The sequence below is a fragment of the Kitasatospora sp. NPDC004723 genome, assembly GCF_040609255.1.
GTDB lineage: Bacteria > Actinomycetota > Actinomycetes > Streptomycetales > Streptomycetaceae > Kitasatospora.
Map to the genome: position 1 here is coordinate 25,041 of NZ_JBEXJT010000006.1, position 24,186 is coordinate 49,226.

A 24,186-nucleotide genomic window follows, 5' to 3' on the forward strand; every position below is an offset into this window, starting at 1 on the left:
CGGACGGATCAGGAACACTCTGGTCCCGTGGAGCAGTTGGTTAGCTCGCCACCCTGTCAAGGTGGAGGTCGCGGGTTCAAGTCCCGTCGGGATCGCCGTAGTCGAGAGGCCCGGAACCGTTTGGTTCCGGGCCTCTCGCGTTTGCCGGGCCGGCTCTTTTACCCGGACTAGGTCTAGACCACAAGTGACTATGCGTGTGATGGTCGTCACCCGACATTCCCGGGAACCGGCCGTTCGGGCACCCTTCCCAGAAGGGGCTAATTTAATATGTAAAATTGTACTGCTATTCACAGTAAATCCCCCCCACCTCTTCTCCCTCAAATCGTTATCCGGAGTTCAACATTCCGGATGGATCGCACGAGCACGAGAGTGCTGTGGACGAACTGCACCCGGGGCGCGCCGGAACAAACAAAGGGGCCGCTTACCGGACCCGGCGGAGTCCGGTAAGCAGCCCCTTCGAAAGAGCCTTGAGCGTTCGGCCGGTCAGGCCTCGGTGCGCTGCGCCGGAATACCGGCCAGCAGGGCGCGCACCTCCGCCTCACGGTAACGGCGATGGCCGCCCAGTGTGCGGATCGACGTGAGCTTGCCGGCCTTAGCCCAGCGGGTCACGGTCTTGGGATCCACACGGAACATGGTGGCGACCTCTGCCGGAGTCAGCAGGGGCTCGGCATCGGGGGTACGAGCGGTCATGAGCGGCCTCCTCGGGAGAACCGAACCAGGGCGGTTCTATCCTTCAAATTCTGCACCTTGGCCCGCGATGCCCGAAATGGCATAGACGGGCCGAGTCGGTTATAGGACGAACGGCTTGTCCTGGTGTCTACAACTACACCATCCGTCCAGCCCTATCGACCAAACCGCCAAAATTGACCCCTCACGGGTTCAAGGCCGACGGATCGCGATGGACCACCCCATAACGGGCGGTCACCTAATAGTGACATTCGGTTACGAGGGGACCAGACCCTCCGTTTCCCCGCAAAGCGCGCATCGACTCCAGAACCACCCAAAAGTGGGCGCGCTCACGTGAAGTTGGGCTGGTTGTCCCATTTTTGCACATAGGGGTGAGTTCGCGTCAACAGTGAGTAGTGTCACGTTCGACAGGTATTGACCCGAACCGGGACCTTGGTCATATGGGTCAGGCCGTAAGACTCTTACAGTCTTACAAGTACCACCGACACCCGCCCCGGCCAGCGATGACGCCCCCTCAGCCCGGCCCGGCCGCACCCGGGCCCGTCCCGCTCAGTTCGCGTGGCGCAGCGCCAGCACCCGCCGCCAGCGCGTCGTCAGCGCCTCGTACGCGCGCAGCGCCTCCGCCGAGTCCCCCGCCCGCAGCGCCCGCAGCCCGTCCTCCAGTTCCCCGGCCGAACGGTCCGCCGACAGCCTGTCCGGCCCCAGCAGATGCACCAGCCCCCCGTAGTCCAGCTCCACCAGCGACCGCGGATGGAACTCCTCCAGCCACCGCCCGATCTGCTCCGCCCCCCGCACCAGCTCCCCTTCCGGCGACGCCTCGCGCAACGCCCGGTACGCCCGGGCCACCCGGCGGCGCGCCTGCGCCATCGGCGTCAGGTAGAACAACGCCGACGCCCGGTCCCCCCGGACTCCTTCCCCTCCCTTCTCCCCCGCCACTGAGGGAACGAAGCATCGATCTTCGTCCCCGAACGGCAGGAACCACCGCACCGGCACCTCCCACCGGCTGGTGAGGATCCACGGCCGGGCGTCCGGGTGCTCCGCCCGCCAGCGCTCCCGGTCCGCCTCCGCCTCCGCCCGGGTGGCCGGCGGCAGCGCGGTGTCCAGCAGCGCCACCGGCGCCCCGGCCCGCAGCTCCTCCAGCGCCTGCCAGTTGCGCAGCCTGGTCGCCCACGGGCAGATGTACAGCACCTCGTCCACCAGCCGGACGAAGGCCCGCTCGCTCTCCCGCTCCGGCAGCGCCCGGGGGGTGCGGCCGACCAGTTCGGCCAGGGCCGTGCGCTGCTCCGCCAGCGCCGCCGCGGCCACCGAGCGGCCCGCCTCCGGCGCGTCCGGGCCGTGCTCCGCCGCGAAGGCCTGCCAGTGCGCCCGGTCGGGCTCCGGGTAGGCGGCGAGCGGCTCGTAGACCCGCAGGTGCGCGGCGTAGGGCGGCAGCACGGAGGTACGGACGACGGTCACGTCCTGCATCGTCGCACGCACCCCCCGCCGACCGGGAGTGTCCGGCGGCGGGTGCCCGCCGGCGGCCCCGTTCGCGGACACACCCCCGGGGCACGAACGGGCTGCTGACGGCCTCCCCGTCTCACCCCTCGGACAACCGGGACGAGCTTCGCCAAGGGGGCGGATCGGCGGCGCCCCCGCGACTACGCTTCGCCCTAGGCGCCCGCACCACAGCAAGCGGGCCTCGGAATACTGGAGTCACCACCGTGACCGACGTACAGACCGCCGCCCCGACCCACCCCGTACCCGGCGTGCTCGGCAGGATCTTCGGCAACTCCCAGGACGGCGCCACCGGCGACGGCCACGAGCAGGTCGTCCTGTGCCACGACCGCTCCTCGGGGCTGAAGGCGATCATCGCCATCCACTCCACCGCGCTGGGCCCGGCCCTCGGCGGCACCCGCTTCTTCCCGTACGCCTCCGAGGAGGCGGCGCTGGAGGACGCGCTCAACCTCTCCCGCGGCATGTCCTACAAGAACGCGCTGGCCGGCCTCGACCTCGGCGGCGGCAAGGCCGTCATCATCGGCGACCCGGCCAAGGACAAGAACGAGGCGATGCTCCGGGCCTACGGCCGCTTCGTCGAGTCGCTGCGCGGCCGCTACATCACCGCCTGCGACGTGGGCACCTACGTCCAGGACATGGACGTCGTGGCGCGCGAGACGGAGTTCGTCACCGGCCGCTCGCCCGAGCACGGCGGCGCCGGCGACTCGTCCATCCTGACCGCCTTCGGCGTCTTCCAGGGCATGCGCGCCTCCGCCCAGGCCCGCTGGGGCCAGCCGACCCTGCGCGGCAAGCGGGTCGGCGTGGCCGGCGTCGGCAAGGTCGGCCACTACCTGGTCGGCCACCTGGTCGCGGACGGCGCCACCGTCGTCGTCACCGACGTCTCGGAGGCGGCCGTCAACCGCGTGCGGGCCGCCCACCCGGACGTGGAGGTCGTCGCCGACACCGCCGCGCTGCTCCGGGCCAAGCTGGACGTCTACGCCCCCTGCGCGCTCGGTGGCGCCCTCACCGACGACACGGTGGCCGCGCTGGGCGAGTCCGGCACCGCCATCGTCTGCGGCGCCGCCAACAACCAGCTGGCCCACCCGGGCGTCGAGAAGGACCTCGCCGACCGCGGCCTGCTCTACGCCCCGGACTACCTGGTGAACTCCGGCGGCGTCATCCAGGTCGCCGACGAGATCGACGGCTTCAACTTCGAGCGCGCCAAGAACAAGGCGACGAAGATCTTCGACACCACCCTGGAGATCTTCACCCGGGCCGCCGCCGACGGCGTGCCGCCGGCCGTCGCCGCCGACCGCCTCGCGGAGAAGCGGATGCGCGAGATCAGCGCGCTGCGCTCGGTGCTGCTGCCGGGCGCCCGCCGGGGCTGATCCCGGTCCGGCCGGGCCCGGCTCGACCGGTGCCCGCCCGGCACCCGACCGGTGATGCGCGGGGGACGTCCACGTCCGTCCCCCGCGCATCACAATGTGGAACCGGATTCTCGATTCTGCGCCCGATCGGGTGATCCAAGGTCCCCCTTGGGGGGATAATCGACGAGGAAACAACGGACCTGAGACACCTCCGGACAGCGTGCAGAAAGCCGCAAAACCTCCCCTGACCTGGGACGACCTGGTCGCGGGTGCGGCTGGTGCGCGCCACGTCACACTGACGACGTACCGTCCAGCGGCAGAAACAGGTACCGTTAATGCTCCAAGGGACGGTTCTCCCCATTCGGGCAGGCCGCTCTTGATCATGAACACGTGTCAGACTCGGGGCCGTGAGCCCCATCGTTGAGGGGGTCGACCCATGGGGCGCGGCCGGGCCAAGGCCAAGCAGACGAAGGTCGCCCGCGAGCTGAAGTACAACAGCGGCGGGTTCGACGCCAATCGTCTCTCCAGCGAGCTGGGCGTATCGCCCTCCACCTCCCCGATCGAGCCGGAGCCGATCGAAGAGGACGAGGACGACGACCCGTACGCGGAGTACGCGGCTCGTTACGCCGATGACGGCGAGGACGACGACACCGAGTCGGGTACCGGGCCCTCGCAGGCCCGCCGTCGCGCGTAGTCTCCCAGTCCGAGTCTGACCAGACCGGCCTCGGTGCCCAGTGCACCGGGCCGGTTTTCGGCGTTCCCGCACCCGCGGACCCGCCCCCGGGCGCCGGGGCACTCGGGCAGCGGACGCGGAAGGCCCCTCCGGCAGCGCCGGAGGGGCCTTCCGCGCACCGGCCGGGCTCAGCCCGCCGTGAAGCCCTCGTAGGCGTTGTAGAGGGCCGCGCCGTCCTCGTGCTCGGCGGTGCGGTCGACGATGTCGCCCAGCACCCAGGACTCCACGCCGCGGTCCTCCAGGACCGCCAGCACGGTGTCCACCGAGTGCGGCGGGACGACCGCGACCATGCCGACGCCCATGTTGAGCGTCTTCTCGATCTCCAGGGTGGCCACCTTGCCGACCTCCGCGACGGTCCGGAAGACCGGCAGCGGGGTCCAGGTGCCACGGTCCAGGCGGGCGTGCAGGCCGTCCGGGATCACCCGGGCCAGGTTGGCCGCCAGGCCGCCGCCGGTGACGTGCGAGAAGGCGTGCACCTCGGTGGCCCGGATCAGCGCCAGGCAGTCCAGCGAGTAGATCCGGGTCGGCTCCAGCAGCTCCTCGCCGAGGGTGCGGCCGAACTCCTCGACCTTGCGGTCCAACTTCCAGCCGGCCTGGTTCAGCAGCACGTGGCGGACCAGCGAGTAGCCGTTGGAGTGCAAGCCGGAGGCGGCCATCGCGATCACCACGTCGCCGGCCCGGACCCGCTCGGCGCCCAGCAGCGCGTCCGCCTCGACCACACCGGTGCCGGCGCCCGCGACGTCGTACTCGTCCGGGCCGAGCAGGCCCGGGTGCTCGGCGGTCTCGCCGCCGACCAGGGCGCAGCCGGCCAGCGCGCAGCCCTCGGCGATGCCCTTGACGATCGCGGCGACCCGCTCCGGGACGACCTTGCCGACGCAGATGTAGTCGGTCATGAACAGCGGCTCGGCGCCGCACACCACGATGTCGTCGACGACCATGCCGACCAGGTCGTGGCCGATGGTGTCGTGCTTGTCCATGGCGGCCGCGATGGCCACCTTGGTCCCCACGCCGTCGGTGGCCGAGGCCAGCAGCGGCCGCTCGTAGTTCTTGAACGCGGAGACGTCGAAGAGGCCGGCGAAGCCGCCGAGACCGCCGACCACCTCGGGGCGGTTGGCCTTCTTCACCCACTGCTTCATGAGCTCGACGGCGCGGTCGCCCGCCTCGATGTCGACACCGGCGGCGGCGTAGGTGGCGCCGTTCTGGTTGGAGCTGGTCACTGCGGCCCTTTCGGGTCTGTGGTGGGGGTTGGAACAGCGGTGGGGCCCCGGTTCGCGGGACCCCACCGTGGGCTCGTTACGGGCGGCGCAGCGCGTCGGCCGCGCCCGCCCCGCCGAGCAGCGACTGGACGCCGTCCAGGTCGCTGCCGCTGGTCGGCTTGCCGCGGACCGCGGGGGTCTGCTGGCCGCCCTTGATCTCGGCCTCCAGCAGGAGCTTGCCGAGCAGCGCCGGGTCCGGCAGCTCCATCGGGTACTCACCGTCGAAGCAGGCCCGGCAGAGCCGGTCCTTCGGCTGCTTGGTGGCCTCGATCATGCCGTCGATCGAGATGTAGGAGAGCGAGTCCGCGCCGAGGGTGCGGCCGATCTCCTCGATGGTCATGCCGTTGGCGATCAGCTCCGCGCGGGTGGCGAAGTCGATGCCGAAGAAGCACGGCCACTTCACCGGCGGCGAGGAGATCCGGATGTGGACCTCGGCGGCGCCGGCCTCGCGGAGCATCTTCACCAGGGCGCGCTGGGTGTTGCCGCGGACGATCGAGTCGTCGACCACGACCAGGCGCTTGCCCCGGATGACCTCGCGCAGCGGGTTGAGCTTCAGCCGGATGCCGAGCTGGCGGATGGTCTGGCTGGGCTGGATGAAGGTGCGGCCCACGTAGGCGTTCTTCACCAGGCCGGAGCCGTAGGGGATGCCGCTGGCCTCGGCGTACCCGATCGCGGCCGGGGTGCCGGACTCGGGCGTCGCTATCACCAGGTCGGCCTCGACCGGGGCCTCCTTCGCCAGCCGGCGGCCCATCTCCACGCGGGAGAGGTGGACGTTGCGGCCGGCGATGGTGGTGTCCGGGCGGGCGAGGTAGACGTACTCGAAGACGCAGCCCTTGGGCTTCGCCTCGGCGAACCGGGAGGTGCGCATGCCGTTCTCGTCGATGGCGATGAGCTCGCCCGGCTCGACCTCGCGGATGAAGGAGGCGCCGCAGATGTCCAGCGCCGCGGTCTCGGAGGCGACCACCCAGCCGCGCTCCAGCCGGCCCAGCACCAGCGGGCGGATGCCCTGCGGGTCACGGGCGGCGTAGAGCGTGTTCTCGTCCATGAAGACGAGCGAGAAGGCGCCCTTGACCTTGGGCAGGACGACCTTGGCGGTCTCCTCGATGGAGAGCTCCGGGTGGCCGGCGAGCAGCGCCGTCACCAGGTCGGTGTCGTTGGTCGCGGCCGTCCTCCCGGAGCGGGAGACGTGCTCCTCGCCGGGGAGTTCGGCGACCATCGCCGCCAGTTCGGCGGTGTTCACCAGGTTTCCGTTGTGACCGAGGGCCAGCGAGCCGTGCACGGTCGCCCGGAAGGTCGGCTGGGCGTTCTCCCAGACCGAGGAACCGGTGGTCGAGTAGCGGGCGTGTCCGACGGCGATATGCCCGTGCAACGACCCCAGCGAGGCCTCGTCGAAGACCTGGGAGACGAGTCCCATGTCCTTGAAGACGAGAATCTGGGAGCCGTTGCTCACTGCGATGCCCGCGGATTCCTGACCGCGGTGCTGCAGGGCGTAAAGGCCGAAGAACGTGAGCTTGGCGACCTCCTCGCCGGGAGCCCAGACACCGAAGACGCCGCAAGCGTCCTGGGGGCCTTTCTCACCGGGAAGAAGATCGTGGTTGAGTCTTCCGTCACCACGTGGCACGCCTTCGAGTCTAGGCCAGCCGATCCGGCCCTCCGGCACCCGGGCGACCGGAGCTGACCGGGCGTGGGCCAGTAACGCGCGTAGACAAAACCCCTTACCGGAGGCGGGTTTGCACCTCCGGGAGTGGACGGCGAACCCGCCCGGCCTTGCGGCCCGCGCCCGTTGGCGCGTTCCGGGCGGGTCCGGCGCTTCGCCCGGCGTTCGTCCGCCGTTCGTCCAACGTGAGCCTGCTCACCCGGGGGCACCGTCGGCGCGGGGCGCCGGCGCGGCGGGCAGCAGCAGGCCCCAGCACCCCGGGTGGACCGTCCAGGTGCGGGCCCGGACCGGCCCGACCGGGCGGCCGTCCGCCAGGTAGCCGAAGCCGCGGCCGGCCACCGAGACGCTGGCCGCCTTCGCCCGGAGCAGGGCGCCGGGGGCGCGGACCACGATCTCCATCACGCCCTCGCCGACCGCCTCGCCGGCCGGCAGGGTCACCTGGACCACCCGGACCGGCCGGTGCACGTCGGCGAGCAGCCGGCCGTCCGCCTCGACCCGCAGCCGCGAGCTCTGCTCCCCCGCGCCCGGCTCGCCCCGGCCCGGGCGTCCGGTCCGCCCGGCCCGATCCGGCGTGAGCACGGTCCCCTGCTCGGCCGCAGCCAATTTCGCCCATAGCGAACGCCAGCCACTCGGACGGCCCACCGGCCGCCGCGACCCGCTTCCCGAGATCCGCACCCCGCCGAGCGCCACCCCGCCACCGTCGTCGACCAACAGGTCCAGCTTCCGCGGCGCCCCCGCCAGCACCGCCCGCGCCGCCGCCACCGGGGCCGCCGGAACGCCCAGTCCGCGGGCCGCCGCCACCTCCTCCGGCTGGCCGACCGGCACCAGGCCCACCGGGTCCGTCCCCAGCTCACGTTGGCGGTAGAGCGCCTGGAGCACCCGCTGGAGGGCGAGATCGGAACCGATCACCACCGGTCGCCGCCGGCCGCGGTGCGAAAGCACCCGGTCGAGCTCGGAAGGCGTCTCCGGACAGGCCACCTTGACGTCCGTCCCACCGGAGAGAACGTCCTTCGCGATCCGCACCGACTCGCCGTCGGACTGCCGGGCCGCCGGGTCGAGGAGCAGGAGAAGCGGCTCCGGGCCGCCGGTTGCGGGCGTGGACAGGGACGACACAACCGGTCCTTCCTCAGGTAATCTCTCGGTGCAAGAGCCCCTTGCGCTATTGCGCCAGGGGCTTCGTCTATCTCGGGGCAGACTGCGGCCTACGCAGGATGCCCCAACCGGAAGGGGTGTACGCCTGTGCCGGCACTCGTGCTCGTTGGCGCTCAGTGGGGAGACGAGGGCAAGGGGAAGGCGACCGACCTCCTCGGCGGCTCCGTCGACTACGTCGTCCGTTACCAGGGCGGCAACAACGCCGGTCACACGGTGGTCATCGGCGACCAGAAGTACGCGCTGCACCTGCTGCCTTCCGGCATCCTCAGCCCGAATGTGACGCCGGTGATCGGCAACGGCGTCGTCATCGACCCGGGCGTGCTGCTCTCCGAGCTCAACGGCCTGAACGAGCGCGGCATCGACACCTCCAAGCTGCTGGTCTCGGGCAACGCCCACCTGATCACGCCGTACCACCGCACCCTGGACAAGGTCACCGAGCGCTTCCTCGGCAAGCGCCGGATCGGCACCACCGGCCGCGGCATCGGCCCGACCTACGCGGACAAGATCAACCGCGTCGGCATCCGGGTCCAGGACCTCTTCGACGAGTCGATCCTGCGCCAGAAGATCGAGGCGGCGCTGCACGACAAGAACCAGCTGCTGGTCAAGCTGTACAACCGCCGCGCCATCCCCGCCGACCTGGTGCTGGAGGAGTACCTGGGCTACGCGGACAAGATCAAGCCGTTCCTGGCCGACACCACCCTGGTGCTCGACGAGGCGCTGAAGGCCGGCAAGGTCGTCCTGCTGGAGGGCGGCCAGGGCACCCTGCTCGACGTCGACCACGGTACGTACCCGTTCGTCACCTCCAGCAACCCGACCTCGGGCGGCGCCTGCACCGGCTCCGGCATCGGCCCCACCAAGATCGACCGGGTCATCGGCATCCTGAAGGCCTACACCACCCGCGTCGGCTCCGGCCCGTTCCCGACCGAGCTGCTCGACGAGGACGGCGAGGCGCTGCGCCGCATCGGCGGCGAGCGCGGTGTCACCACCGGCCGCGACCGCCGCTGCGGCTGGTTCGACGCGGTGATCGCGCGCTACGCGACCCGGGTCAACGGCCTCACCGACTTCTTCCTCACCAAGCTCGACGTGCTCACCGGCTGGGAGCAGATCCCGGTCTGCGTGGCGTACGAGATCGACGGGCAGCGGGTCGAGGAGCTGCCGTACAACCAGTCCGACTTCCACCACGCCAAGCCGATCTACGAGACGCTGCCGGGCTGGAGCGAGGACATCAGCAAGGCGAAGACCTTCGCCGAGCTGCCGAAGAACGCCCAGGCGTACGTGAAGGCGCTGGAGGAGATGTCGGGCGCCCCGATCTCGGCCATCGGCGTCGGCCCGGGCCGCGACGAGACGATCCAGATCAACTCGTTCCTGTAGGCCGGGCCCTCCCGGGGAGGCCCTGCGGACCACTCGGTCCGCAGGGCCTCTTCCTTTGCCCCCGAATCATTGAACTAGCACAAAAATTGATTGCCTCTAGTGCATTGTTTGGCTACCGTTCCGGGTCATGACCGCGAAGCTGCCCGTCCCCGTCGTCCTCACCGGCCGCCACGTCCGTCTGGAGCCGCTGGAGCGCCGCCACCTGTCCGACCTGTGGGACACCGTCGGCCCGGACCCGGAGGTGTGGCGGTGGATCCCGTTCGCCCCGCCGGCGTCGGAGGAGGAGCTCGGCGCGATCCTCGACTTCCGGCTCGCCGAGGCGGCGGCCGGGAGGGCCGTGAAGTTCGCCGTGATCGAGCTCGCGTCCGGCCGGGCCGTCGGCATCACCGGCTACTACGCGTTCAGCGCCGAGGACGAGCTCGTCGAGATCGGCGGCACCTGGTACGCCCGGTCGGTCTGGCGCACCGCCGTCAACACCGAGGCGAAGCTGCTGCTGCTCGTCCACGCGTTCGACGAGTTGGGCATGGGCCGGGTGTTCTGGAAGACCGACGCGCTCAACGACCGTTCGCGCCAAGCGATCCAGCGGCTGGGCGCCCGGTTCGAGGGTGTGCACCGCCGCGACAAGCGGCGCGCCAACGGCGTCTGGCGGGACACCGCCCACTTCGGGATGCTGCGCGACGAGTGGCCGGCCGCCCGCGCCCGCCTGGAGCGGCGGCTCGCCGCCGGCTGACCGCTATTTCTCCTTGCGGGGCGCCAAGTCCCGTTTGCCCGACCGCCGTTCCCGTGGCTGACGGGTCGCGATGATCTGCGCGACCACCCCGACGAAGACCACCGACACCAGCAGGCCCGTCAGCAACACCACGGCCATCAGCGATCGACCGCCGCCACGGCCCGGACCGCCTCGCCGCACACCCCGATGAGTTCCACACCCCAGTCATCGGCCAAAGCGGCGACGAGGTCAAGCCCTCGCGCACGAGTTCGAGCCGAGTCCGGCCCGACGGCACCGCGCGGCCACCCGCGGCGCGACCCGTCGGGCTCGGCCCCGGTCCCCGGTGGAAGCAACATCGACTGTCTCCAGTCCAGTTGAGGGGTGGGGCCCGGCTGCCGGCGCAGACCGGCCCCGTGGCGACGACGCTAGGGTTTCAGGGGCAACAGTTGCTACTGCGTCTGGCGCACTTCACCCTATCGAGCGACACGGTGGACCCGGTGTCCACGGGGCGGCAAACTGCACCGAAGGCACCGACCGAGGAGAGACGCGCATGCCCCCACGCCTGTCGCCCAGCGTGCGCCAGCAACGACTCGGGTCGGAACTGCGCAAGTTGCGCGAGCACGCGGGCATGACCCCGAAGGCCATGGCGGCGGCCCTGGGCACGGACGTTCCCAAGATCTCCCAGATGGAGAACGGGAAGTCGGGCATCAGCGCCGACCGCCTCCGCTCCTGGGCCGCCGCCTGCCGCTGCTCCAACCCCCCGCTCGTCGAGGCCCTGACGCTGATGACCCAGGACCGCGGCAAGCACTGGTGGCACCACTTCCGCGGTCGCGTCCCCGCCGGGATGCTCGACATCGCCGAGCTGGAGCACCACGCCGAGTCCCTGCTCGTCCTGAACACCACCTCGATCCCGGGCCTGCTCCAGACCAGCCGGTACGCCGCCGCGATGTTCGCCCGGCTGCGTCCGCCGCTGCCGCGCCACGACGCCGACGTACGGACCGCCTTCCGCACCGAGCGCCAGCAGGTCCTGGCCGCCGGCCGGCCGTTCACCGCGTTCATACACGAGGCCGCGCTGCGGATGCAGTTCGGCGGCCCCGCGGTCCTGCGCGAACAGCTCGCCAGCCTCCTGGACGACGCCGAGCGCCCCGGGGTCACCGTCCGCGCGATCCCCTTCAGCGTCGACACCTATCCCGGCTCGGGCGAGGACCTCTTCCTCGCCCACGGACCGGTCCCCGAGCTCGACACGGTGCAGATCGACCTGACCCAGGGACCGCAGTTCATCGACTCGGAGGCGGACCTGGCGTCCTACCGCTCGATCGTCACCGAGTCCGACTCCCTCGCCCTGGCCCCCGAGGAGACCCGCGACTTCGTCCGGCGCATCATGACGGACCTGGAAGGCCGGCCACCCCGATGACCGACTGGCAGAAGTCCTCGATGAGCGGCAACAGCAACCAGTGCCTCGAAGTGCGGGCCGCCGGCGGACAGATCGAGATCCGCGAGTCCGACACCCCCGACTCCGCCGTCACCACCACCGCCGAGGCCTTCGCCCGCTGGATCGAGGGCGTCAAGCGCGGCGAGTTCGACCACCTCACCACCCGGTAGCCCACCCACCTCCGACAAAGGAGCCACCTCCATGGACACCTGGCAGAAGGCCGCCCCCGGCGGCGAGGGCGACGACGCCCTCGAGATCCGCACCGTCAACGGCATGGTCGAGATCCGCGACCCCAGGAACGACGCCATCGTCGTCCGCACCACCCCCCGCAAGTGGGCCGCCTTCGTCCTCGGCGTGAAGGCCGGCGAGTTCGACCACTTCGTCGAGCGTTAGGGCGTGTCCCGCTCCGCCGCCCCCTCGCTCCGCGCGAGCGGGCGGCGGAGCGCAGCGCACCGGACCCGGGGAAATGGGCGCGAGGGGGAGGGGTGGGCTTCGCTAGGATTGGGGAGCCCACAGTGGAACGTCGCTCTGGCCGGCAGCCCGGGAGGCGGCGCCTGTGCCCGGTTCTCCTCGCCGCCCCAGACCCTGCGCCCGTCACGGCACTCCGGGACAGGGGTGCGTGCGGGAGAAATCGGAGCATCCGAGGATGGCTCGGCACCTGATCACCAGCGCCCTCCCCTATATCAACGGGATCAAGCACCTGGGCAACATGGTCGGGTCCATGCTGCCGGCGGACGTCTACTCGCGGTACCTGCGCCAGCGCGGGCACGAGGTGCTGTACATCTGCGCGACCGACGAGCACGGGACACCGGCCGAGCTGGCCGCGCAGGAGGCAGGGCTGCCGGTGGCGGAGTTCTGCGCGCGGGCGCACGGGCAGCAGAAGGCGGTCTACGACGGCTTCCGGCTCTCCTTCGACTACTTCGGCCGCAGCTCCTCGCCGCAGAACCGGGAGATCACCCAGGAGATCGCGCGCGAGCTGCACGCCAACGGCTTCATCGAGGAGCGGGCGATCCGCCAGGTGTACTCCAACGCGGACGGCCGCTTCCTGCCGGACCGGTACATCGTCGGCACCTGCCCGCACTGCGGCTACGACAAGGCCCGCGGCGACCAGTGCGAGAACTGCACCCGTGTGCTCGACCCGACCGACCTGCTGGAGCCGCGCTCGGCGATCAGCGGCAGCGCGGACCTGGAGGTGCGGGAGACCACGCACCTGTTCCTGCTCCAGTCGAAGCTGACCGGGCAGGTGGAGGACTGGGTCGCCGCGCACGGCGACGAGTGGCCGGTGCTGGCCTCCTCGATCGCCCGCAAGTGGCTGACCGAGGGCCTGCAGGACCGCGCGATCACCCGTGACCTGGAGTGGGGCGTGCCGGTCCCGGCCGACGTGTGGCCGGAGCTGGCGGCCGCGGGCAAGGTCTTCTACGTCTGGTTCGACGCGCCGATCGAGTACATCGGCGCGACGAAGGAGTGGTCGGACGCGGCGCCGGCCGGCGAGCTGCGGGACTGGAAGTCCTGGTGGTACGAGGCGGACGAGACGGTCCGCTACACCGAGTTCATGGCCAAGGACAACGTCCCGTTCCACACGGTGATGTTCCCGGCCACGATCCTCGGCTCGCGCAAGCCCTGGAAGAAGGTCGACTACGTCAAGGCCTTCAACTGGCTGACGTACTACGGCGGGAAGTTCTCCACCAGCCAGAAGCGCGGCATCTTCACCGACGTCGCCCTGGAGCTGCTGCCGGCCGACTACTGGCGCTACTTCCTGATGGCCCACGCGCCCGAGTCGGACGACTCCAGCTTCACCTGGGACCTCTTCGCCTCGGTGGTCAACAAGGACCTCGCCGACACCCTCGGCAACTTCGTCAACCGGGTGCTGTCCTTCAGCCGCAAGCGGTTCGGCGACGACGTGCCGGCCGGGAACCCGGCGGGCGAGGCGGAGCAGCGGCTGGGCGCGCAGATCGCCGAACTGCTGGCCGACTACGAGGCGCAGCTGGAGGCGCTCAACTTCCGCAAGGCGGCGCAGAGCCTGCGCACCCTGTGGAGCGCGGGCAACGCCTACCTGGACGAGAAGGCGCCCTGGCTGCAGGTGAAGACCGACCCGGAGGCGGCGGCGCTGACGCTGCGCACGGCGATGAACCTCATCCACCTGTACGCGGTGGTCTCCGAGCCGTTCATCCCGGCGGCGGCGCAGGCGATGCGCGAGGCCTTCGCGCTGCCCGCCGACGCCCCGGCGCGCACCACCACCTGGGTGGACGCGGACGCGGCGCGGGCGCTGGACGCGGTGCCGGCCGGGACGCCGTTCACGGTGCCGCCGGTGCTGTTCGCGAAGATCACGGACGAGGACCTGGCCTCCTGGACCGAGCGCTTCGGCGGCGGCGCGTAGGCACGCGGGCGCGTGGCCGAGTAGGCGTGCGTTCGAATGGGTGCGCGTTCGATGGACGGCCGTCTCCCCGCGCGGGGAGGCGGCCGTCCATCGGTTTTTCACCCGATCGTGGAATCGCCCGGCCCCCGGCGGATCGGCCAGACTGGCCGTCCCCGACCGACACGCGAGGGAGGCGCCGACGATGGCCGCCGAGGACGATCCGTTCACCGAAGAACCCCTGGCCGACGAGCCGTTGGCCGACTGGTACGCCGAGCGGGCACGCCGCCGCCGGGCGCCGGGGACGCGGGACGCGATCACCCTCGCCCCCGGGCCCCGGCGTGCCGCCCACCTCTTCCAGGACGTGCCCCGGCTGGTGGTCGAGTGGGACGGCCACACCTGGCAGCCCCTGGCGGTGGCACAGGACTACGCCGGGGCCTATCCGCTGATCGTCCGCCCCGAACGGGCGTCCGGCCCACAGGCGCTCTTCCCGCAGGCGGACGCGCCCGTCCCGCTGCTGCGCCGGGGAACCGGCCGGCACCGCAAGCCGGACCACTGACGGCCGGCCGCCGGCGAGCCACCCGCCGGCCGCGTCCTCGGCCTCTCGGGTCAGAACACCCGGACCTTCCGGGCCGTGTGCACGGTGAGGGCCGCGAGGTAGAAGGCGTCGGGGCGGGCGAGGATGCCGGTGGGGGCCTCGGGGTCCAGCAGGGCGTCCAGCGCGGCGAGGTCGGCCTCGTCCAGCAGCTCGGCCGCCTGACCGCGGCGGCGCGAGAGCTGGGCGTGCAGGAACTCGCGGGCCGGGGTGTCCAGCGGGGCCGGGTGGTCGACCAGGAAGGTCCGGCTGCCGGTGGGGATCAGCCCGGCGGCGGCCAGCAGGGCCGGCCAGTCCTCGACCACCGCGACCGCGTCCGGGACGGACCCGCGCATCGCCGCGAAGGTCTCCTCGTGCGCCGCGTCCAGGCGGGCCTGCAGGCCGGGGCGGCCGAGGCCGAGGTCGCGCGGGAGGTAGCGGGCCGGGAGGCCACCCTCGGCAACGGCCAGCAGACCGCCCGGGCGCAGGATCGCGGCCAGCGCGGTCAGCGCGGCCTGCTGGTCGCCCAGGTGGTGGATCGCGTTGCCGGACCAGACCAGGTCGGCCCTGCCGAGCGTGCCGAACTCCTCCGGCAGGTCGGCGCGGTGGGTACCGACACGACCGGCCGAGCGGGTGCGGGCGCGCTCCAGCAGGGCGTCCGACCGGTCGACGGCGACGACCTCGGCGGACGGGAAGGCGTCCGCGAGCAGCCCGGCGACCACGCCGGGGCCGCTGCCCACGTCGAGCACCCGGTGGACGGGGGCGCCGTCCAGCAGCCCGCCCAGCCACCGGGCGGCCTCGGTGACCGCCGGGACCTTGAGTTCGGCCTCGCGCTCCAGGTGGCCGGCGAGGGCGTCCCAGTCGAACTCGGCCTCCTGGCCGTGCTGGTGGGCGTGCTGGTGGGCGGGCGCGTGGCCGTGACCGTGGGCGTGGCCGTGCTGGGGGGTGTGGGCGTGCGGGGCCATGGGGAACTCCGTCCTCTCGGTGGGTCGGTTCAGGCTGCGACGAGGGCGCGCTCGACGTCCTCGTCCACCAGGTCGTGGTTGAGCGCGAATGCCGCCGCGGCGCCCGCTCCGGCGGCGGTGACCACCTGGGCGCGCGGGTCGGCGACGTTGCCCACCGCCCACACCCCGGGCACGCTGGTGCGGCCCGTGCGGTCGGTGGTCACCCAGCCCTGCTCGTCACGCTCGCAGTCCAGGCCGAACAGCAGGGCGTCCCGGGGCACCATGCGCGGGAAGAGGAACACCGCCTCGCGCGGCACGGCCGTACCGTCCGCCAGTTCGACGCCGCGCAGCCGGTCGTCGGTGACCACCACCCGCTTGACCTCGCCCTCGACGACCCGCACGCCCCGGACGTCGAGCCGGGCGCGGTCGTCCGCGGACAGCTCCAGGGTGTGCGCGAGCAGCACCACGTCCGCCGACCACTGGCGCAGCAGCAGCGCCTGGTGCACCGCGCCCGGGTGGGCGCCCAGCACGCCGAGCGGGCGGTCGCGGACCTCGTATCCGTGGCAGTACGGGCAGTGCAGCACGTCGCGGCCCCAGCGTTCGGCCAGGCCCGGCAGCTCCGGCAGGCCGTCGCGCAGACCGGTGGCGACCACCAGCCGGCGGGTGCGCAGGGCCGGGCCGCCGGCCAGGTGGACGTCGAAGGCGGGCGCGTCCGCGGCCGGCACCGGCTCGACGTGGTCCACCCGGGCGTCGAGCAGGTCGACCCCGTACCCCGCCAGTTCGGCGCGGCCGGTCTCCAGCAGCGCGGCCGGGGGCATGCCGTCCCGGGAGAGGAAGCCCCCCATCCGCTCGGCCGGGGCGTTGCGCGGCTGACCGGCGTCCACCACGGCCACCCGGCGGCAGGCCCGGGCCAGCACCAGGGCCGCGCTCAGCCCGGCGGCACCGCCGCCGACCACCACGACGTCATAGCCGTCGGTGGCGGTGGAACTCTCGGGAACGGTCCCGTTCCGCATCTCGCTCACGGCGATCACCTCCACCGCCAGGCTGCGCCGACCGCCGGGCGGGAGGCAACTTTCGTTGCTGTTTCAGCAACACCCGCCCGATCGGTCAGCGGGCGGTGCGCCGCCAGTACGAACGGGCCGCCACCGCCAGGGCCGCCCCGTACACGGCGAACGCGCCCAGGCCGATCCAGGCGACCAGCAGGGTGTCCGCCGCCGTCGGGAAGTCACCGCGCGGCACCTCCACCACCCCCGCCGTGGCCAGCGCCGACCAGCCGACACCCACCGCCCCGTACGGCGCCAGGGTGGCCACCCCCAGCAGGGCGGGCACCAGCGGCAGCCAGCGCGGGACCGGGCGGCCGGCCAGCGGGAGGGTCCAGCGCGGGAACGCCTGCCCCCAGGGGCGGACCAGCCCCCAGAGCAGGAACACCCCGAGCCCCGCCAGCAGCGCGGTCCCGTCCAGCCCCCAGGACTCCAGGGTGAGCCAGACCCCGGAGGCGCCGTTGCGCACGGAGGCGGCGTGCATCTCGGCGCCGCTCATCCCGGCGAAGGTGCCGCCGGAGGCCCAGCACAGCTTCATCACCACGTACGGCACGAACGCCGCGCTCCCCGCGAGCGCCGCGAGCTGCACCGTTCCCGAGGCGGCCGACGGGGCGGGGCGCGAGGCCCCGGAGCGCGGACCGGCGGAGTGCGGACCGGCGGAGTGCGAGCCGGCGGAGTGCGAGCCGGCGGACGGCGCGGTGCCGGCGGACGGCGCGGTGCCGGAGCGCGCCGCGGCCGCCAGCAGCCCCGCGCCGAGGGCCGCCAGCGCGTGCTCCGCCGCGCCCGGCCCGCTGTCCAGGCCCTGGCCGAACAGCAGCGTGATCGCGTCCATCAGCAGGCCGAAAGCACCGGCCGCGGCGAGCCCGCACAGCGTCCAGAGCACCCCGCGCACCGCCCGACCCGGCCCGGCCGCGCCCAGCACCGCCCCGGCCGCCGCCGCGGCCAGGCCCACCGCCGCCACCGCCCAGCCCACCGCGGCGGCACCGAACAGCGGTGTCCCGCCCAGCGCGCAGCCCGCGCCGAGCACCGCGTAGCCGACGCCCCAGGCGGCCACCGCCCGCCCGTCGGTCCGCCACCCGTCCACCCGCCGCCACCGGCCCGCCGGCCGCCGCCTGTCCACCGTCGTCATACCGCCACGTTCGCAGCGGCCGGACCGGCCGCACCTCGCCCGCCGGGACGAGCCGGCTCCCCCGGCAGAGGGAAACCCCCGGGACAGCGCCTTGCGTTGGAGCGCACTCCAACTCCTAGGGTCGGCAGCGGAATCAGCGAACCGCACCCACCACCGACGCACCCCAGGGGGACCACCACCATGCGCTACCGCACCCTCGGCGGCACCGGCATCGAGGTCAGCACCTACTGCCTCGGCACGATGATGTTCGGCGCGATCGGCAACCCCGACCACGACGACTGCGCCCGGATCGTCCACGCCGCGCTCGACGCGGGCATCAACTTCGTGGACACCGCCGACATGTACTCGGCCGGCGAGTCCGAGGAGATCGTCGGCAAGGCCCTGCAGGCCCGCGGCGACCGCGACGACGTCGTGCTCGCCACCAAGGTGCACTTCCCGATGGGCGAGGGCCGCAACCGGGGCGGCAACTCCCGCCGCTGGATCGTCCGCGAGGTCGAGGAGAGCCTGCGCCGGCTGCGCACCGACCGGATCGACCTCTACCAGGTGCACCGGCCCGACCCCGCCACCGACCTGGAGGAGACCCTCGCCGTCCTCGGCGACCTGGTGCGGGCCGGCAAGATCCTCGCCTTCGGCTGCTCGACCTTCCCCGCCCACGACCTCGTCGAGGCCCACCACCTCGCCGAGCGGCGCGGCCTGCCCCGGTTCCGCACCGAGCAGCCGCCGTACTCGCTGCTCGCCCGCGGCGTCGAGCGCGCCGTCCTGCCGACCGTGCAGCGGCTCGGCATGGGGGCGCTGACCTGGTCCCCGCTCGCCTCCGGCTTCCTCACCGGCCGCTACCGCAAGGACCGGCCGGTCGACCTGACCAGCGGCCGGGCCGCCCTGATGCCGGCCCGCTTCGACCCGGCGCTGCCGGTCAACCAGGCCAAGCTGGCCGCGGTCGAGGAGCTGACCGCCGTCGCCGAGGACCTCGGCCGCACCTTGCCCGAACTGGCCCTCGCCTTCCCGGCGGCGCACCCGGCGGTCACCTCGGTGATCATCGGACCGCGCACCCTCGGCCAGCTGGAGTCGGCCCTCAAGGGCGCCGACCTCGTGCTCGACGACGCCACCCTGGACCGCATCGACGCGATCGTCCCGCCCGGCACCGACGTCTACCCCCCGGACGGCGTCTGGCAGCCCCGCACCCTCACCGACCCGGCCCTGCGCCGCCGCCTCCCCGCCGACCGCCCGGCGGCCGGCTGACAACGCGCCGGGCGCCCAGGGCGTGTCCGACGGACACGCCCTAGGGACGCAGGAGGTCGATCACGCCGGTGAGGTCCTCCACGCCGTGGCGGGCCGGGTCGGCGGCGAGGCGGCGCTGCATCAGTTCGAAGTAGGGGGTGAGCAGTTCGGGACTGACGCCCTGCTCCTCGGCGGTGCGCAGGAAGGTCGGCACACCGGCGACCTGCATCGCCAGGTTGGAGACGACGCCACCGGTGTAGTCGCCGGCCACCAGCTGCTCGGCGGTGGCCGCGACCGAGCCGGTCATCGCGGTGAGCCAGGAGGAGAGCAGCGGGGCCAGCGAGCGCGGGTCGACCGACTCGCCGCGCACCAGCGCGAAGGCGTGCGCGACGCCCCCGAGCATCCCGTACATCGCGCTCAGCAGCGCCACGTCGTACAGCGCGGCGAGGCCGGCGTCCGCGCCCACGTAGCGGGCGTCGGCCGGGGCCGCGAGGGCCGCCCGGTGCTCCTCGAAGAGCTCCTGCGAACCGCTGTAGAAGACGTACGGGCCGGCCTGCGGGACACCGATCATCGGCGGGACGGCCATGATCCCGCCGTCCAGGTAGCGGGCACCGCGCCCGGTCGCCCAGGCGGCGCGGGCGCGGGCCGTGCCGGGGGTGCTGGTGATCAGGTTGACGACGTCCCGGCCTGTGAGGTCGGCACCGGCCAGCGCCTCCTCGACCGAGTCGTCGTCGAGCAGGCAGACCACCACCAGCCGGTTGGCTGCGACCGCTTCGGCCGCGGTGGCGGCGACGACGGCGCCCCGGGCGGCGAGCGGTTCGGCCCGGGCGGCGGTGCGGTTCCAGACGGTGAGCGGGTGCCCGGCGGCGAGCCAGGCGCCGGCCAGCGCGGTGCCCATCGCGCCGAGGCCGAGCAGGGTGAGCGGGGCGGGCGAGGCCTTCGAGGCGGTGTCGGAAAGGTTCTGCGTCATGTCCGTCAGCCTCGTTCCGCCCCCGGAAACGATCAAGTACGCACTTCGGAGTGGGTGGTTACCCTGAGGTGAGCGAGCAGGCCGGCGAAGGGGTGTGGGCGGGACATGGCGGCAACCGTGCCGAGGCCCGGTGCGTACGTGTGCGGGATCGACGCCGCGATGGACGTGATCGGCGGCAAGTGGAAGGTGCTGATCCTCTGGGCGCTGGCCGAGCGGCCGAGCCTGCGCTTCGGCGAGCTGCGCCGGCAGGTGCCGGGGATCACCGAGAAGGTGCTCGCCGCCCACCTGCGCGAACTGGAGGCCGACGGCATCGTGCACCGCGATTCGTACGACGAGGTGCCGCCGCGGGTCGAGTACTCGCTCACGACGGCCGGGCGGCGGCTCAACGAGGCGCTGGCGCCGCTGGGCGCCTGGGGCCGGCAGCACGTGCTGAACGGCGTCCCGCACCCGGCCGCCTGACGCCCCGCCGACCCCGGACGATCGCGGCGGCCCGGGGCGGCCCGGGGCGGTCGCGCCCGTCTCAGGCGATCGCGGCGGACACGATCGCCGCCACCGCGAGGTTGCAGCTGGCGGTCACCCAGACCGCCGGGTGCGGCTCCGGGTCGACCAGGATCGCGCCCAGCTTGCCCGGCGTCAGCAGGTCCACCACCCAGAACGCGACGGCCATCAGCAGCAGCCCCAGCACGCCGAAGCAGGCGGTGGAGACCAGGCCCTTCCCGAAGTCCTCGTAGGTGTAGAGGATCGCGGTGAAGACGATGCCGCCGATGCCGAGCAGCGCCGAGCTGAGCAGCACGGCGGCGTTGCGGTTGCGCTCCATCCAGATCTGGTGGCCGAGCCGGCCGGGCGTCAGGGCGTCCACCAGGACGATGCCGAGCAGCAGCAGGACCACGCCGACGCCGCCGAAGGCCGACGCCGCGCCGAGACCGTGCAGGATGTCGTTCATGGGTTGTCCAGCCCCCCGGGGTCCGTGTCGCAGGTCGCTCACCGCGGGCCGGGCCGCCCGTTGCGCGGGCCCCCTCCCACGGTCAAGGATCGGCAAAAGATAACCCATCGCGGTCGGGCTCCGAGCGGGAACGGACCCCTCCCGCACCATGGGCCGCACGCGTACCATCGGACGCCATGACCCAGCCGCCGCCCGCCGCGTCCACCCGGATACCTGACGATCCCGGACCTGACGCCCCCTCCCCGGGAGCGCCCTCCCCGGGCGGCCACGCCTCGGCAGCGCCCTCCCGCCGCCGCTCCGGCGTCGTCACCCTGGGCATGGTCGGCACCCTCGCGCTCGCCCTCTCCGGCTGCTCGTCCTCCTCCGGCGGCAACCCGCCGAGCCGCTGCGTCGACCCGGCCACCCTCAAGGTCCTGGACAGCCACTCCTGCACCACCAAGGGCACCGCCACCGCCGGCCGCTGGTACTACTGCGGCTCCGGCTCCACCACCGCGACCGGCGGCACCTTCGACAAGTCCGCCACCAAGCGCGGCGGCTTCGGCTGCCCCTCCGGCTCCAGCGGCTCGGGCGGGGGCTGATCCGCCGTGCGCCGCCGCACCGTCGAACCCCGTCCCGACTGGCTGGCCACCGTCGAGGGCCAGGGCCTCGTCTACGCGATGTGCTCGGACCCGTGCAACCAGGGCGGCCCGCACGCCTACTGGGACGAGTCCGCCTACTACGAGTTCTCGCTGCCCGAGGTGGAGGCGCTGGAGGAGGTGGTCGAGGAACTGCACGAGCTCTCGCTGGCCGCCGCCGACCACGTGGTGCGCACCGGCCGCTTCGCCGACTACGGCATCACCGACCCGCGGCTCGCCGCCGCCGTCGCCGAGTCCTGGCACCGCCGCGACGAACAGCCCACTCTCTACGGGCGCTTCGACCTCGCCTACGACGGCAGCGGCCCGGCGAAGCTGTTCGAGTACAACGCCGACACCCCGACCTCGCTGATCGAGGCGGCCGGCCCGCAGTGGTTCTGGATGGAGGAGCGCTTCCCGCACGCCGACCAGTGGAACTCGCTGCACGAGCGCCTGGTCGCCTCCTGGGCCCGGCAGAAGCACCTGCTGCCGCCCGGCCCGGTGCACTTCGCGCACTCGCGCGGCGACACCGAGGGCGAGGACTGGATGACCACCCTCTACCTCCAGGAGTGCGCCGAGCAGGCCGGCATCGAGACGGTCGGCATCGCCATGGAGGACATCGGCTGGGACAGCCTGTCCGGCCGCTTCGTCGACCTGGAGCACCGCTTCGTCCGCGCCGCGTTCAAGCTCTACCCGTGGGAGTGGCTGGCCTCCGACGAGTTCGGCGAGCGCCTGCTGGACGTCGTCGACCACGGCGGCTCCACCGGCTCCACGATGTGGATCGAGCCGGCCTGGAAGATGCTGCTCTCCAACAAGGCCCTGCTGGCCGTCCTGTGGGAGCTCAACCCGGGCCACCCCAACCTGCTGCCCGCCTACCTGGACGGCCCGCGCGAGCTCGCCGCCCCGGACGGCCCCGGCTACGCCGCCAAGCCGCTGCTCGGCCGCGAGGGCGCGGGCGTGCGCATCGTCGAACCGGGCGGCCGGGAGACCCGGCTGGCCGACTGGGCCGGCGACCCGGACCGCTACGGCGCCGAGGGCCACTGCTACCAGCAGCTCCACCCGCTGCCCGACTTCGACGGCAACCGCCCGGTCCTCGGCACCTGGGTGGTCGACGGCGAGGCCGCCGGCCTCGGCATCCGCGAGACCGACGACAGCCCCATCACCCACCAGGGCGCCCGCTTCCTGCCCCACCTCATCGTCTGAGCCCGTCCGGGCACCCCCGGGTACCCGGAATGCGGACACCCGCCGTGCGGTTTGATGGGGTTATGGCATCTCGTGCACGTGTACGCGCCCCCGAGCTGGTCGGGGCAGGCGGTTGGCTGAACACCGGGGGCAAGGAGCTGGCGCTCGCCGACTTCCGGGGCAAGATCACCATTCTGGACTTCTGGACTTTCGCGTAGGGATCTTGCCGCCCCAGGGCCTGCATGTACTGGTCAGCCCCTCGGTAGCCCTCGAAGTTGATAAGTTCAATTAGCCACTCATGGCATGTATCAATTCCGAGGAGAGCGAAGTTGGCCGGACGAGGCAGGCCCAGCCGCAGTACTGTCTACGCCCGACTCACCGGCGCACTGACGGAGCTGAACGAGCGCTTCGGCGGACTCCCCAGTCCCAGGGAAGCCCAGGAGATCTGGGACGACATCTGGCATCAGGAAGCACACCACTCCACCGCGCTTGAGGGCAATACGCTCGTCCTGCGCGAGGTGCAAGCACTCCTGGATCAAGGACGAGCTGTAGGAGCGAAGCCACTCAGCGAGTACAACGAGGTCCAGGGATATGCCGACGCCGCCCGCTGGGTCTACGGCCAGGCACTGGAACCCGACGCCTGGCATGACGGGCGCCTCATCACCCTCGGCGAGATCCGCCATATCCACCACACGGCGATGACCCCGGTCTGGAACGTGGCACCCCACCCGGAGGCGGGCGACCGCGAGGTCCCTGGCAACTTCCGCGAACACGACATCGCCCCCTTCGCCGAGGGAATGACGCCGCCACGCTGGCCGCTGGTGCCGGCACAGGTCGAGCAGTGGGTTACCGACGCCTGCGCCCTTGGCCAGCTGATTGAGAAGAGCGCGGATCTCGACCGCCCGCTCCCCGAAGAACTGGCCCGCATCCACAACCAGTTCGAACGAATCCACCCGTTCCTCGACGGCAATGGCCGAACAGGCCGACTCGTCATGAACCTTGTCCTCGTTCGCCTCGGATATCCGCCGATCATCATCTTCAAGCGACAGCGGGACGCATACCTGACCGCGCTGCGCAGAGCGGACGCAGGGGACTATGGCACCCTCGGCGAGCTGATCGCGCGGGCCATGGAAGACAACCTCAACCGCTTCATCGTCCCGAACGTGGCCGGCCCCGCGAGGATGGTCCCGCTTGCCGCGCTTGTCGATGAGGAGCTGTCCCTCGCAGCACTCCGACAGGCAGCCCAGCGTGGTCGCCTGAACGCCGTGCAGGGCTCCGACGGAGTCTGGCGCTCGTCACGCAAATCCGTCGCAGCCTACAAGGCCGCGAAGCATCAGCGCAGGCCCCGCTCCACGGCATGACGCCCCGCACCGGAATGCGGACGG

The 24,186-nt window shown here is 72.3% G+C and carries 25 protein-coding genes and 1 tRNA gene; 16 read left to right on the top strand and 10 right to left on the bottom strand.

The window, feature by feature from the left end:
- Positions 1–21: 21 nt before the first annotated feature.
- Positions 22–95, top strand: a tRNA-Asp gene (locus ABZW10_RS09570).
- Positions 96–483: 388 nt separating this feature from the next.
- On the opposite strand, the gene bldC is transcribed toward ABZW10_RS09570, so the two are convergent.
- The gene (gene bldC, locus ABZW10_RS09575) at positions 484–690 is read right to left on the bottom strand and encodes a developmental transcriptional regulator BldC (RefSeq protein ID WP_014137253.1); all 207 of its coding nucleotides are present in this window, start codon (positions 688–690) and stop codon (positions 484–486) included.
- A 546-nt stretch (positions 691–1,236) separates the two neighbouring features.
- Complete coding sequence (locus ABZW10_RS09580) at positions 1,237–2,142, bottom strand: hypothetical protein (protein ID WP_355362160.1); 906 nt, start codon at positions 2,140–2,142, stop codon at positions 1,237–1,239.
- A 290-nt stretch (positions 2,143–2,432) separates the two neighbouring features.
- On the opposite strand from ABZW10_RS09580, the gene ABZW10_RS09585 reads away from it, so the two are divergent.
- Together ABZW10_RS09585 and ABZW10_RS09590 are read left to right on the top strand one after the other, a co-directional pair.
- Entirely contained in the window at positions 2,433–3,548 is a 1,116-nt protein-coding gene (locus tag ABZW10_RS09585) for a Glu/Leu/Phe/Val dehydrogenase dimerization domain-containing protein (protein ID WP_355362639.1), read from the top strand.
- A 415-nt stretch (positions 3,549–3,963) separates the two neighbouring features.
- On the top strand, positions 3,964–4,221 hold the full coding sequence (locus tag ABZW10_RS09590) for a DUF3073 domain-containing protein (protein WP_327679361.1): 258 nt from the start codon (positions 3,964–3,966) through the stop codon (positions 4,219–4,221).
- A gap of 167 nt (positions 4,222–4,388) precedes the next feature.
- Here the strand turns inward: ABZW10_RS09590 and purM are convergent, their stop codons facing one another.
- The 3 genes from purM to ABZW10_RS09605 form a co-directional block, all read right to left on the bottom strand.
- Positions 4,389–5,477, bottom strand: a complete 1,089-nt coding sequence (purM, locus tag ABZW10_RS09595) for a phosphoribosylformylglycinamidine cyclo-ligase (protein WP_355362162.1) — start codon at positions 5,475–5,477, stop codon at positions 4,389–4,391.
- A gap of 76 nt (positions 5,478–5,553) precedes the next feature.
- On the bottom strand, positions 5,554–7,137 hold the full coding sequence (gene purF / locus ABZW10_RS09600; RefSeq protein WP_355362164.1) for an amidophosphoribosyltransferase: 1,584 nt from the start codon (positions 7,135–7,137) through the stop codon (positions 5,554–5,556).
- A 231-nt stretch (positions 7,138–7,368) separates the two neighbouring features.
- Positions 7,369–8,286, bottom strand: a complete 918-nt coding sequence (locus ABZW10_RS09605) for a diacylglycerol kinase (RefSeq protein WP_355362166.1) — start codon at positions 8,284–8,286, stop codon at positions 7,369–7,371.
- A 126-nt stretch (positions 8,287–8,412) separates the two neighbouring features.
- On the opposite strand from ABZW10_RS09605, the gene ABZW10_RS09610 reads away from it, so the two are divergent.
- The 7 genes from ABZW10_RS09610 (at position 8,413) to ABZW10_RS09640 (ending at position 14,749) form a co-directional block, all read left to right on the top strand.
- The gene (locus ABZW10_RS09610) at positions 8,413–9,696 is read left to right on the top strand and encodes an adenylosuccinate synthase (protein WP_355362168.1); all 1,284 of its coding nucleotides are present in this window, start codon (positions 8,413–8,415) and stop codon (positions 9,694–9,696) included.
- A 127-nt stretch (positions 9,697–9,823) separates the two neighbouring features.
- Positions 9,824–10,426, top strand: coding sequence for a GNAT family protein (locus ABZW10_RS09615; RefSeq protein ID WP_355362170.1), 603 nt, complete (start codon positions 9,824–9,826; stop codon positions 10,424–10,426).
- 529 nt (positions 10,427–10,955) lie between these two features.
- Entirely contained in the window at positions 10,956–11,819 is an 864-nt protein-coding gene (locus tag ABZW10_RS09620; protein ID WP_355362172.1) for a helix-turn-helix transcriptional regulator, read from the top strand.
- Positions 11,816–12,007, top strand: coding sequence for a DUF397 domain-containing protein (locus ABZW10_RS09625; protein WP_355362174.1), 192 nt, complete (start codon positions 11,816–11,818; stop codon positions 12,005–12,007). Before ABZW10_RS09620 ends, ABZW10_RS09625 begins: the two co-directional genes overlap by 4 nt.
- Positions 12,008–12,038: 31 nt before the next feature.
- The gene (locus ABZW10_RS09630) at positions 12,039–12,230 is read left to right on the top strand and encodes a DUF397 domain-containing protein (RefSeq protein ID WP_355362176.1); all 192 of its coding nucleotides are present in this window, start codon (positions 12,039–12,041) and stop codon (positions 12,228–12,230) included.
- A 253-nt stretch (positions 12,231–12,483) separates the two neighbouring features.
- Positions 12,484–14,214 carry a methionine--tRNA ligase gene (gene metG, locus ABZW10_RS09635; RefSeq protein WP_355362178.1) on the top strand — a complete coding sequence of 577 codons (1,731 nt, stop codon included), beginning with the start codon at positions 12,484–12,486 and terminating at the stop codon, positions 14,212–14,214.
- A gap of 181 nt (positions 14,215–14,395) precedes the next feature.
- Complete coding sequence (locus ABZW10_RS09640; protein ID WP_355362180.1) at positions 14,396–14,749, top strand: DUF6087 family protein; 354 nt, start codon at positions 14,396–14,398, stop codon at positions 14,747–14,749.
- A gap of 50 nt (positions 14,750–14,799) precedes the next feature.
- Here ABZW10_RS09640 and ABZW10_RS09645 read toward each other — a convergent pair whose 3' ends face one another.
- The 3 genes from ABZW10_RS09645 to ABZW10_RS09655 form a co-directional block, all read right to left on the bottom strand.
- A complete protein-coding gene (locus tag ABZW10_RS09645; RefSeq protein ID WP_355362182.1) occupies positions 14,800–15,729 on the bottom strand; it encodes a methyltransferase domain-containing protein in 930 nt (309 codons plus the stop codon).
- A gap of 29 nt (positions 15,730–15,758) precedes the next feature.
- Complete coding sequence (locus ABZW10_RS09650; protein WP_355362641.1) at positions 15,759–16,721, bottom strand: NAD(P)/FAD-dependent oxidoreductase; 963 nt, start codon at positions 16,719–16,721, stop codon at positions 15,759–15,761.
- Positions 16,722–16,815: 94 nt separating this feature from the next.
- Positions 16,816–17,877, bottom strand: a complete 1,062-nt coding sequence (locus ABZW10_RS09655) for a hypothetical protein (RefSeq protein ID WP_355362184.1) — start codon at positions 17,875–17,877, stop codon at positions 16,816–16,818.
- Between the two features lie 180 nt (positions 17,878–18,057).
- On the opposite strand from ABZW10_RS09655, the gene ABZW10_RS09660 reads away from it, so the two are divergent.
- The gene (locus tag ABZW10_RS09660; protein ID WP_355362186.1) at positions 18,058–19,116 is read left to right on the top strand and encodes an aldo/keto reductase; all 1,059 of its coding nucleotides are present in this window, start codon (positions 18,058–18,060) and stop codon (positions 19,114–19,116) included.
- Between the two features lie 40 nt (positions 19,117–19,156).
- On the opposite strand, the gene ABZW10_RS09665 is transcribed toward ABZW10_RS09660, so the two are convergent.
- Complete coding sequence (locus ABZW10_RS09665) at positions 19,157–20,065, bottom strand: NAD(P)-binding domain-containing protein (protein ID WP_355362188.1); 909 nt, start codon at positions 20,063–20,065, stop codon at positions 19,157–19,159.
- 105 nt (positions 20,066–20,170) lie between these two features.
- Between ABZW10_RS09665 and ABZW10_RS09670 the strand changes: the two genes are divergently transcribed.
- On the top strand, positions 20,171–20,524 hold the full coding sequence (locus ABZW10_RS09670) for a helix-turn-helix domain-containing protein (RefSeq protein ID WP_355362190.1): 354 nt from the start codon (positions 20,171–20,173) through the stop codon (positions 20,522–20,524).
- Positions 20,525–20,585: 61 nt separating this feature from the next.
- Here the strand turns inward: ABZW10_RS09670 and ABZW10_RS09675 are convergent, their stop codons facing one another.
- The gene (locus tag ABZW10_RS09675; RefSeq protein ID WP_355362192.1) at positions 20,586–21,008 is read right to left on the bottom strand and encodes a DUF350 domain-containing protein; all 423 of its coding nucleotides are present in this window, start codon (positions 21,006–21,008) and stop codon (positions 20,586–20,588) included.
- Positions 21,009–21,184: 176 nt separating this feature from the next.
- Here ABZW10_RS09675 and ABZW10_RS09680 point away from each other — a divergent pair, with 176 nt between their 5' ends.
- The 4 genes from ABZW10_RS09680 (at position 21,185) to ABZW10_RS09695 (ending at position 24,162) form a co-directional block, all read left to right on the top strand.
- Positions 21,185–21,586 carry a hypothetical protein gene (locus tag ABZW10_RS09680; protein WP_355362194.1) on the top strand — a complete coding sequence of 134 codons (402 nt, stop codon included), beginning with the start codon at positions 21,185–21,187 and terminating at the stop codon, positions 21,584–21,586.
- A gap of 6 nt (positions 21,587–21,592) precedes the next feature.
- Positions 21,593–22,822, top strand: a complete 1,230-nt coding sequence (locus ABZW10_RS09685) for a glutathionylspermidine synthase family protein (RefSeq protein ID WP_355362196.1) — start codon at positions 21,593–21,595, stop codon at positions 22,820–22,822.
- 62 nt (positions 22,823–22,884) lie between these two features.
- Positions 22,885–23,019 carry a hypothetical protein gene (locus tag ABZW10_RS09690; protein WP_355362670.1) on the top strand — a complete coding sequence of 45 codons (135 nt, stop codon included), beginning with the start codon at positions 22,885–22,887 and terminating at the stop codon, positions 23,017–23,019.
- A gap of 111 nt (positions 23,020–23,130) precedes the next feature.
- Entirely contained in the window at positions 23,131–24,162 is a 1,032-nt protein-coding gene (locus tag ABZW10_RS09695) for a Fic family protein (protein WP_355362198.1), read from the top strand.
- The last annotated feature ends 24 nt before the right edge of the window (positions 24,163–24,186 follow it).

Bases quoted from the DNA above. Each gene is read 5' to 3' on its own strand.
- ABZW10_RS09590 (WP_327679361.1), top strand. From the start codon at position 3,964: ATGGGGCGCGGCCGGGCCAAGGCCAAGCAGACGAAGGTCGCCCGCGAG.
- ABZW10_RS09690 (WP_355362670.1), top strand. From the start codon at position 22,885: ATGGCATCTCGTGCACGTGTACGCGCCCCCGAGCTGGTCGGGGCAGGC.
- ABZW10_RS09620 (WP_355362172.1), top strand. From the start codon at position 10,956: ATGCCCCCACGCCTGTCGCCCAGCGTGCGCCAGCAACGACTCGGGTCG.
- ABZW10_RS09655 (WP_355362184.1), bottom strand. From the start codon at position 17,877: ATGACGACGGTGGACAGGCGGCGGCCGGCGGGCCGGTGGCGGCGGGTG.
- metG (WP_355362178.1), top strand. From the start codon at position 12,484: ATGGCTCGGCACCTGATCACCAGCGCCCTCCCCTATATCAACGGGATC.
- bldC (WP_014137253.1), bottom strand. From the start codon at position 690: ATGACCGCTCGTACCCCCGATGCCGAGCCCCTGCTGACTCCGGCAGAG.
- ABZW10_RS09650 (WP_355362641.1), bottom strand. From the start codon at position 16,721: ATGCGGAACGGGACCGTTCCCGAGAGTTCCACCGCCACCGACGGCTAT.
- ABZW10_RS09645 (WP_355362182.1), bottom strand. From the start codon at position 15,729: ATGGCCCCGCACGCCCACACCCCCCAGCACGGCCACGCCCACGGTCAC.
- ABZW10_RS09670 (WP_355362190.1), top strand. From the start codon at position 20,171: ATGGCGGCAACCGTGCCGAGGCCCGGTGCGTACGTGTGCGGGATCGAC.
- ABZW10_RS09680 (WP_355362194.1), top strand. From the start codon at position 21,185: ATGACCCAGCCGCCGCCCGCCGCGTCCACCCGGATACCTGACGATCCC.
- ABZW10_RS09625 (WP_355362174.1), top strand. From the start codon at position 11,816: ATGACCGACTGGCAGAAGTCCTCGATGAGCGGCAACAGCAACCAGTGC.
- ABZW10_RS09675 (WP_355362192.1), bottom strand. From the start codon at position 21,008: ATGAACGACATCCTGCACGGTCTCGGCGCGGCGTCGGCCTTCGGCGGC.
- ABZW10_RS09630 (WP_355362176.1), top strand. From the start codon at position 12,039: ATGGACACCTGGCAGAAGGCCGCCCCCGGCGGCGAGGGCGACGACGCC.
- ABZW10_RS09640 (WP_355362180.1), top strand. From the start codon at position 14,396: ATGGCCGCCGAGGACGATCCGTTCACCGAAGAACCCCTGGCCGACGAG.
- ABZW10_RS09660 (WP_355362186.1), top strand. From the start codon at position 18,058: ATGCGCTACCGCACCCTCGGCGGCACCGGCATCGAGGTCAGCACCTAC.
- ABZW10_RS09615 (WP_355362170.1), top strand. From the start codon at position 9,824: ATGACCGCGAAGCTGCCCGTCCCCGTCGTCCTCACCGGCCGCCACGTC.
- ABZW10_RS09665 (WP_355362188.1), bottom strand. From the start codon at position 20,065: ATGACGCAGAACCTTTCCGACACCGCCTCGAAGGCCTCGCCCGCCCCG.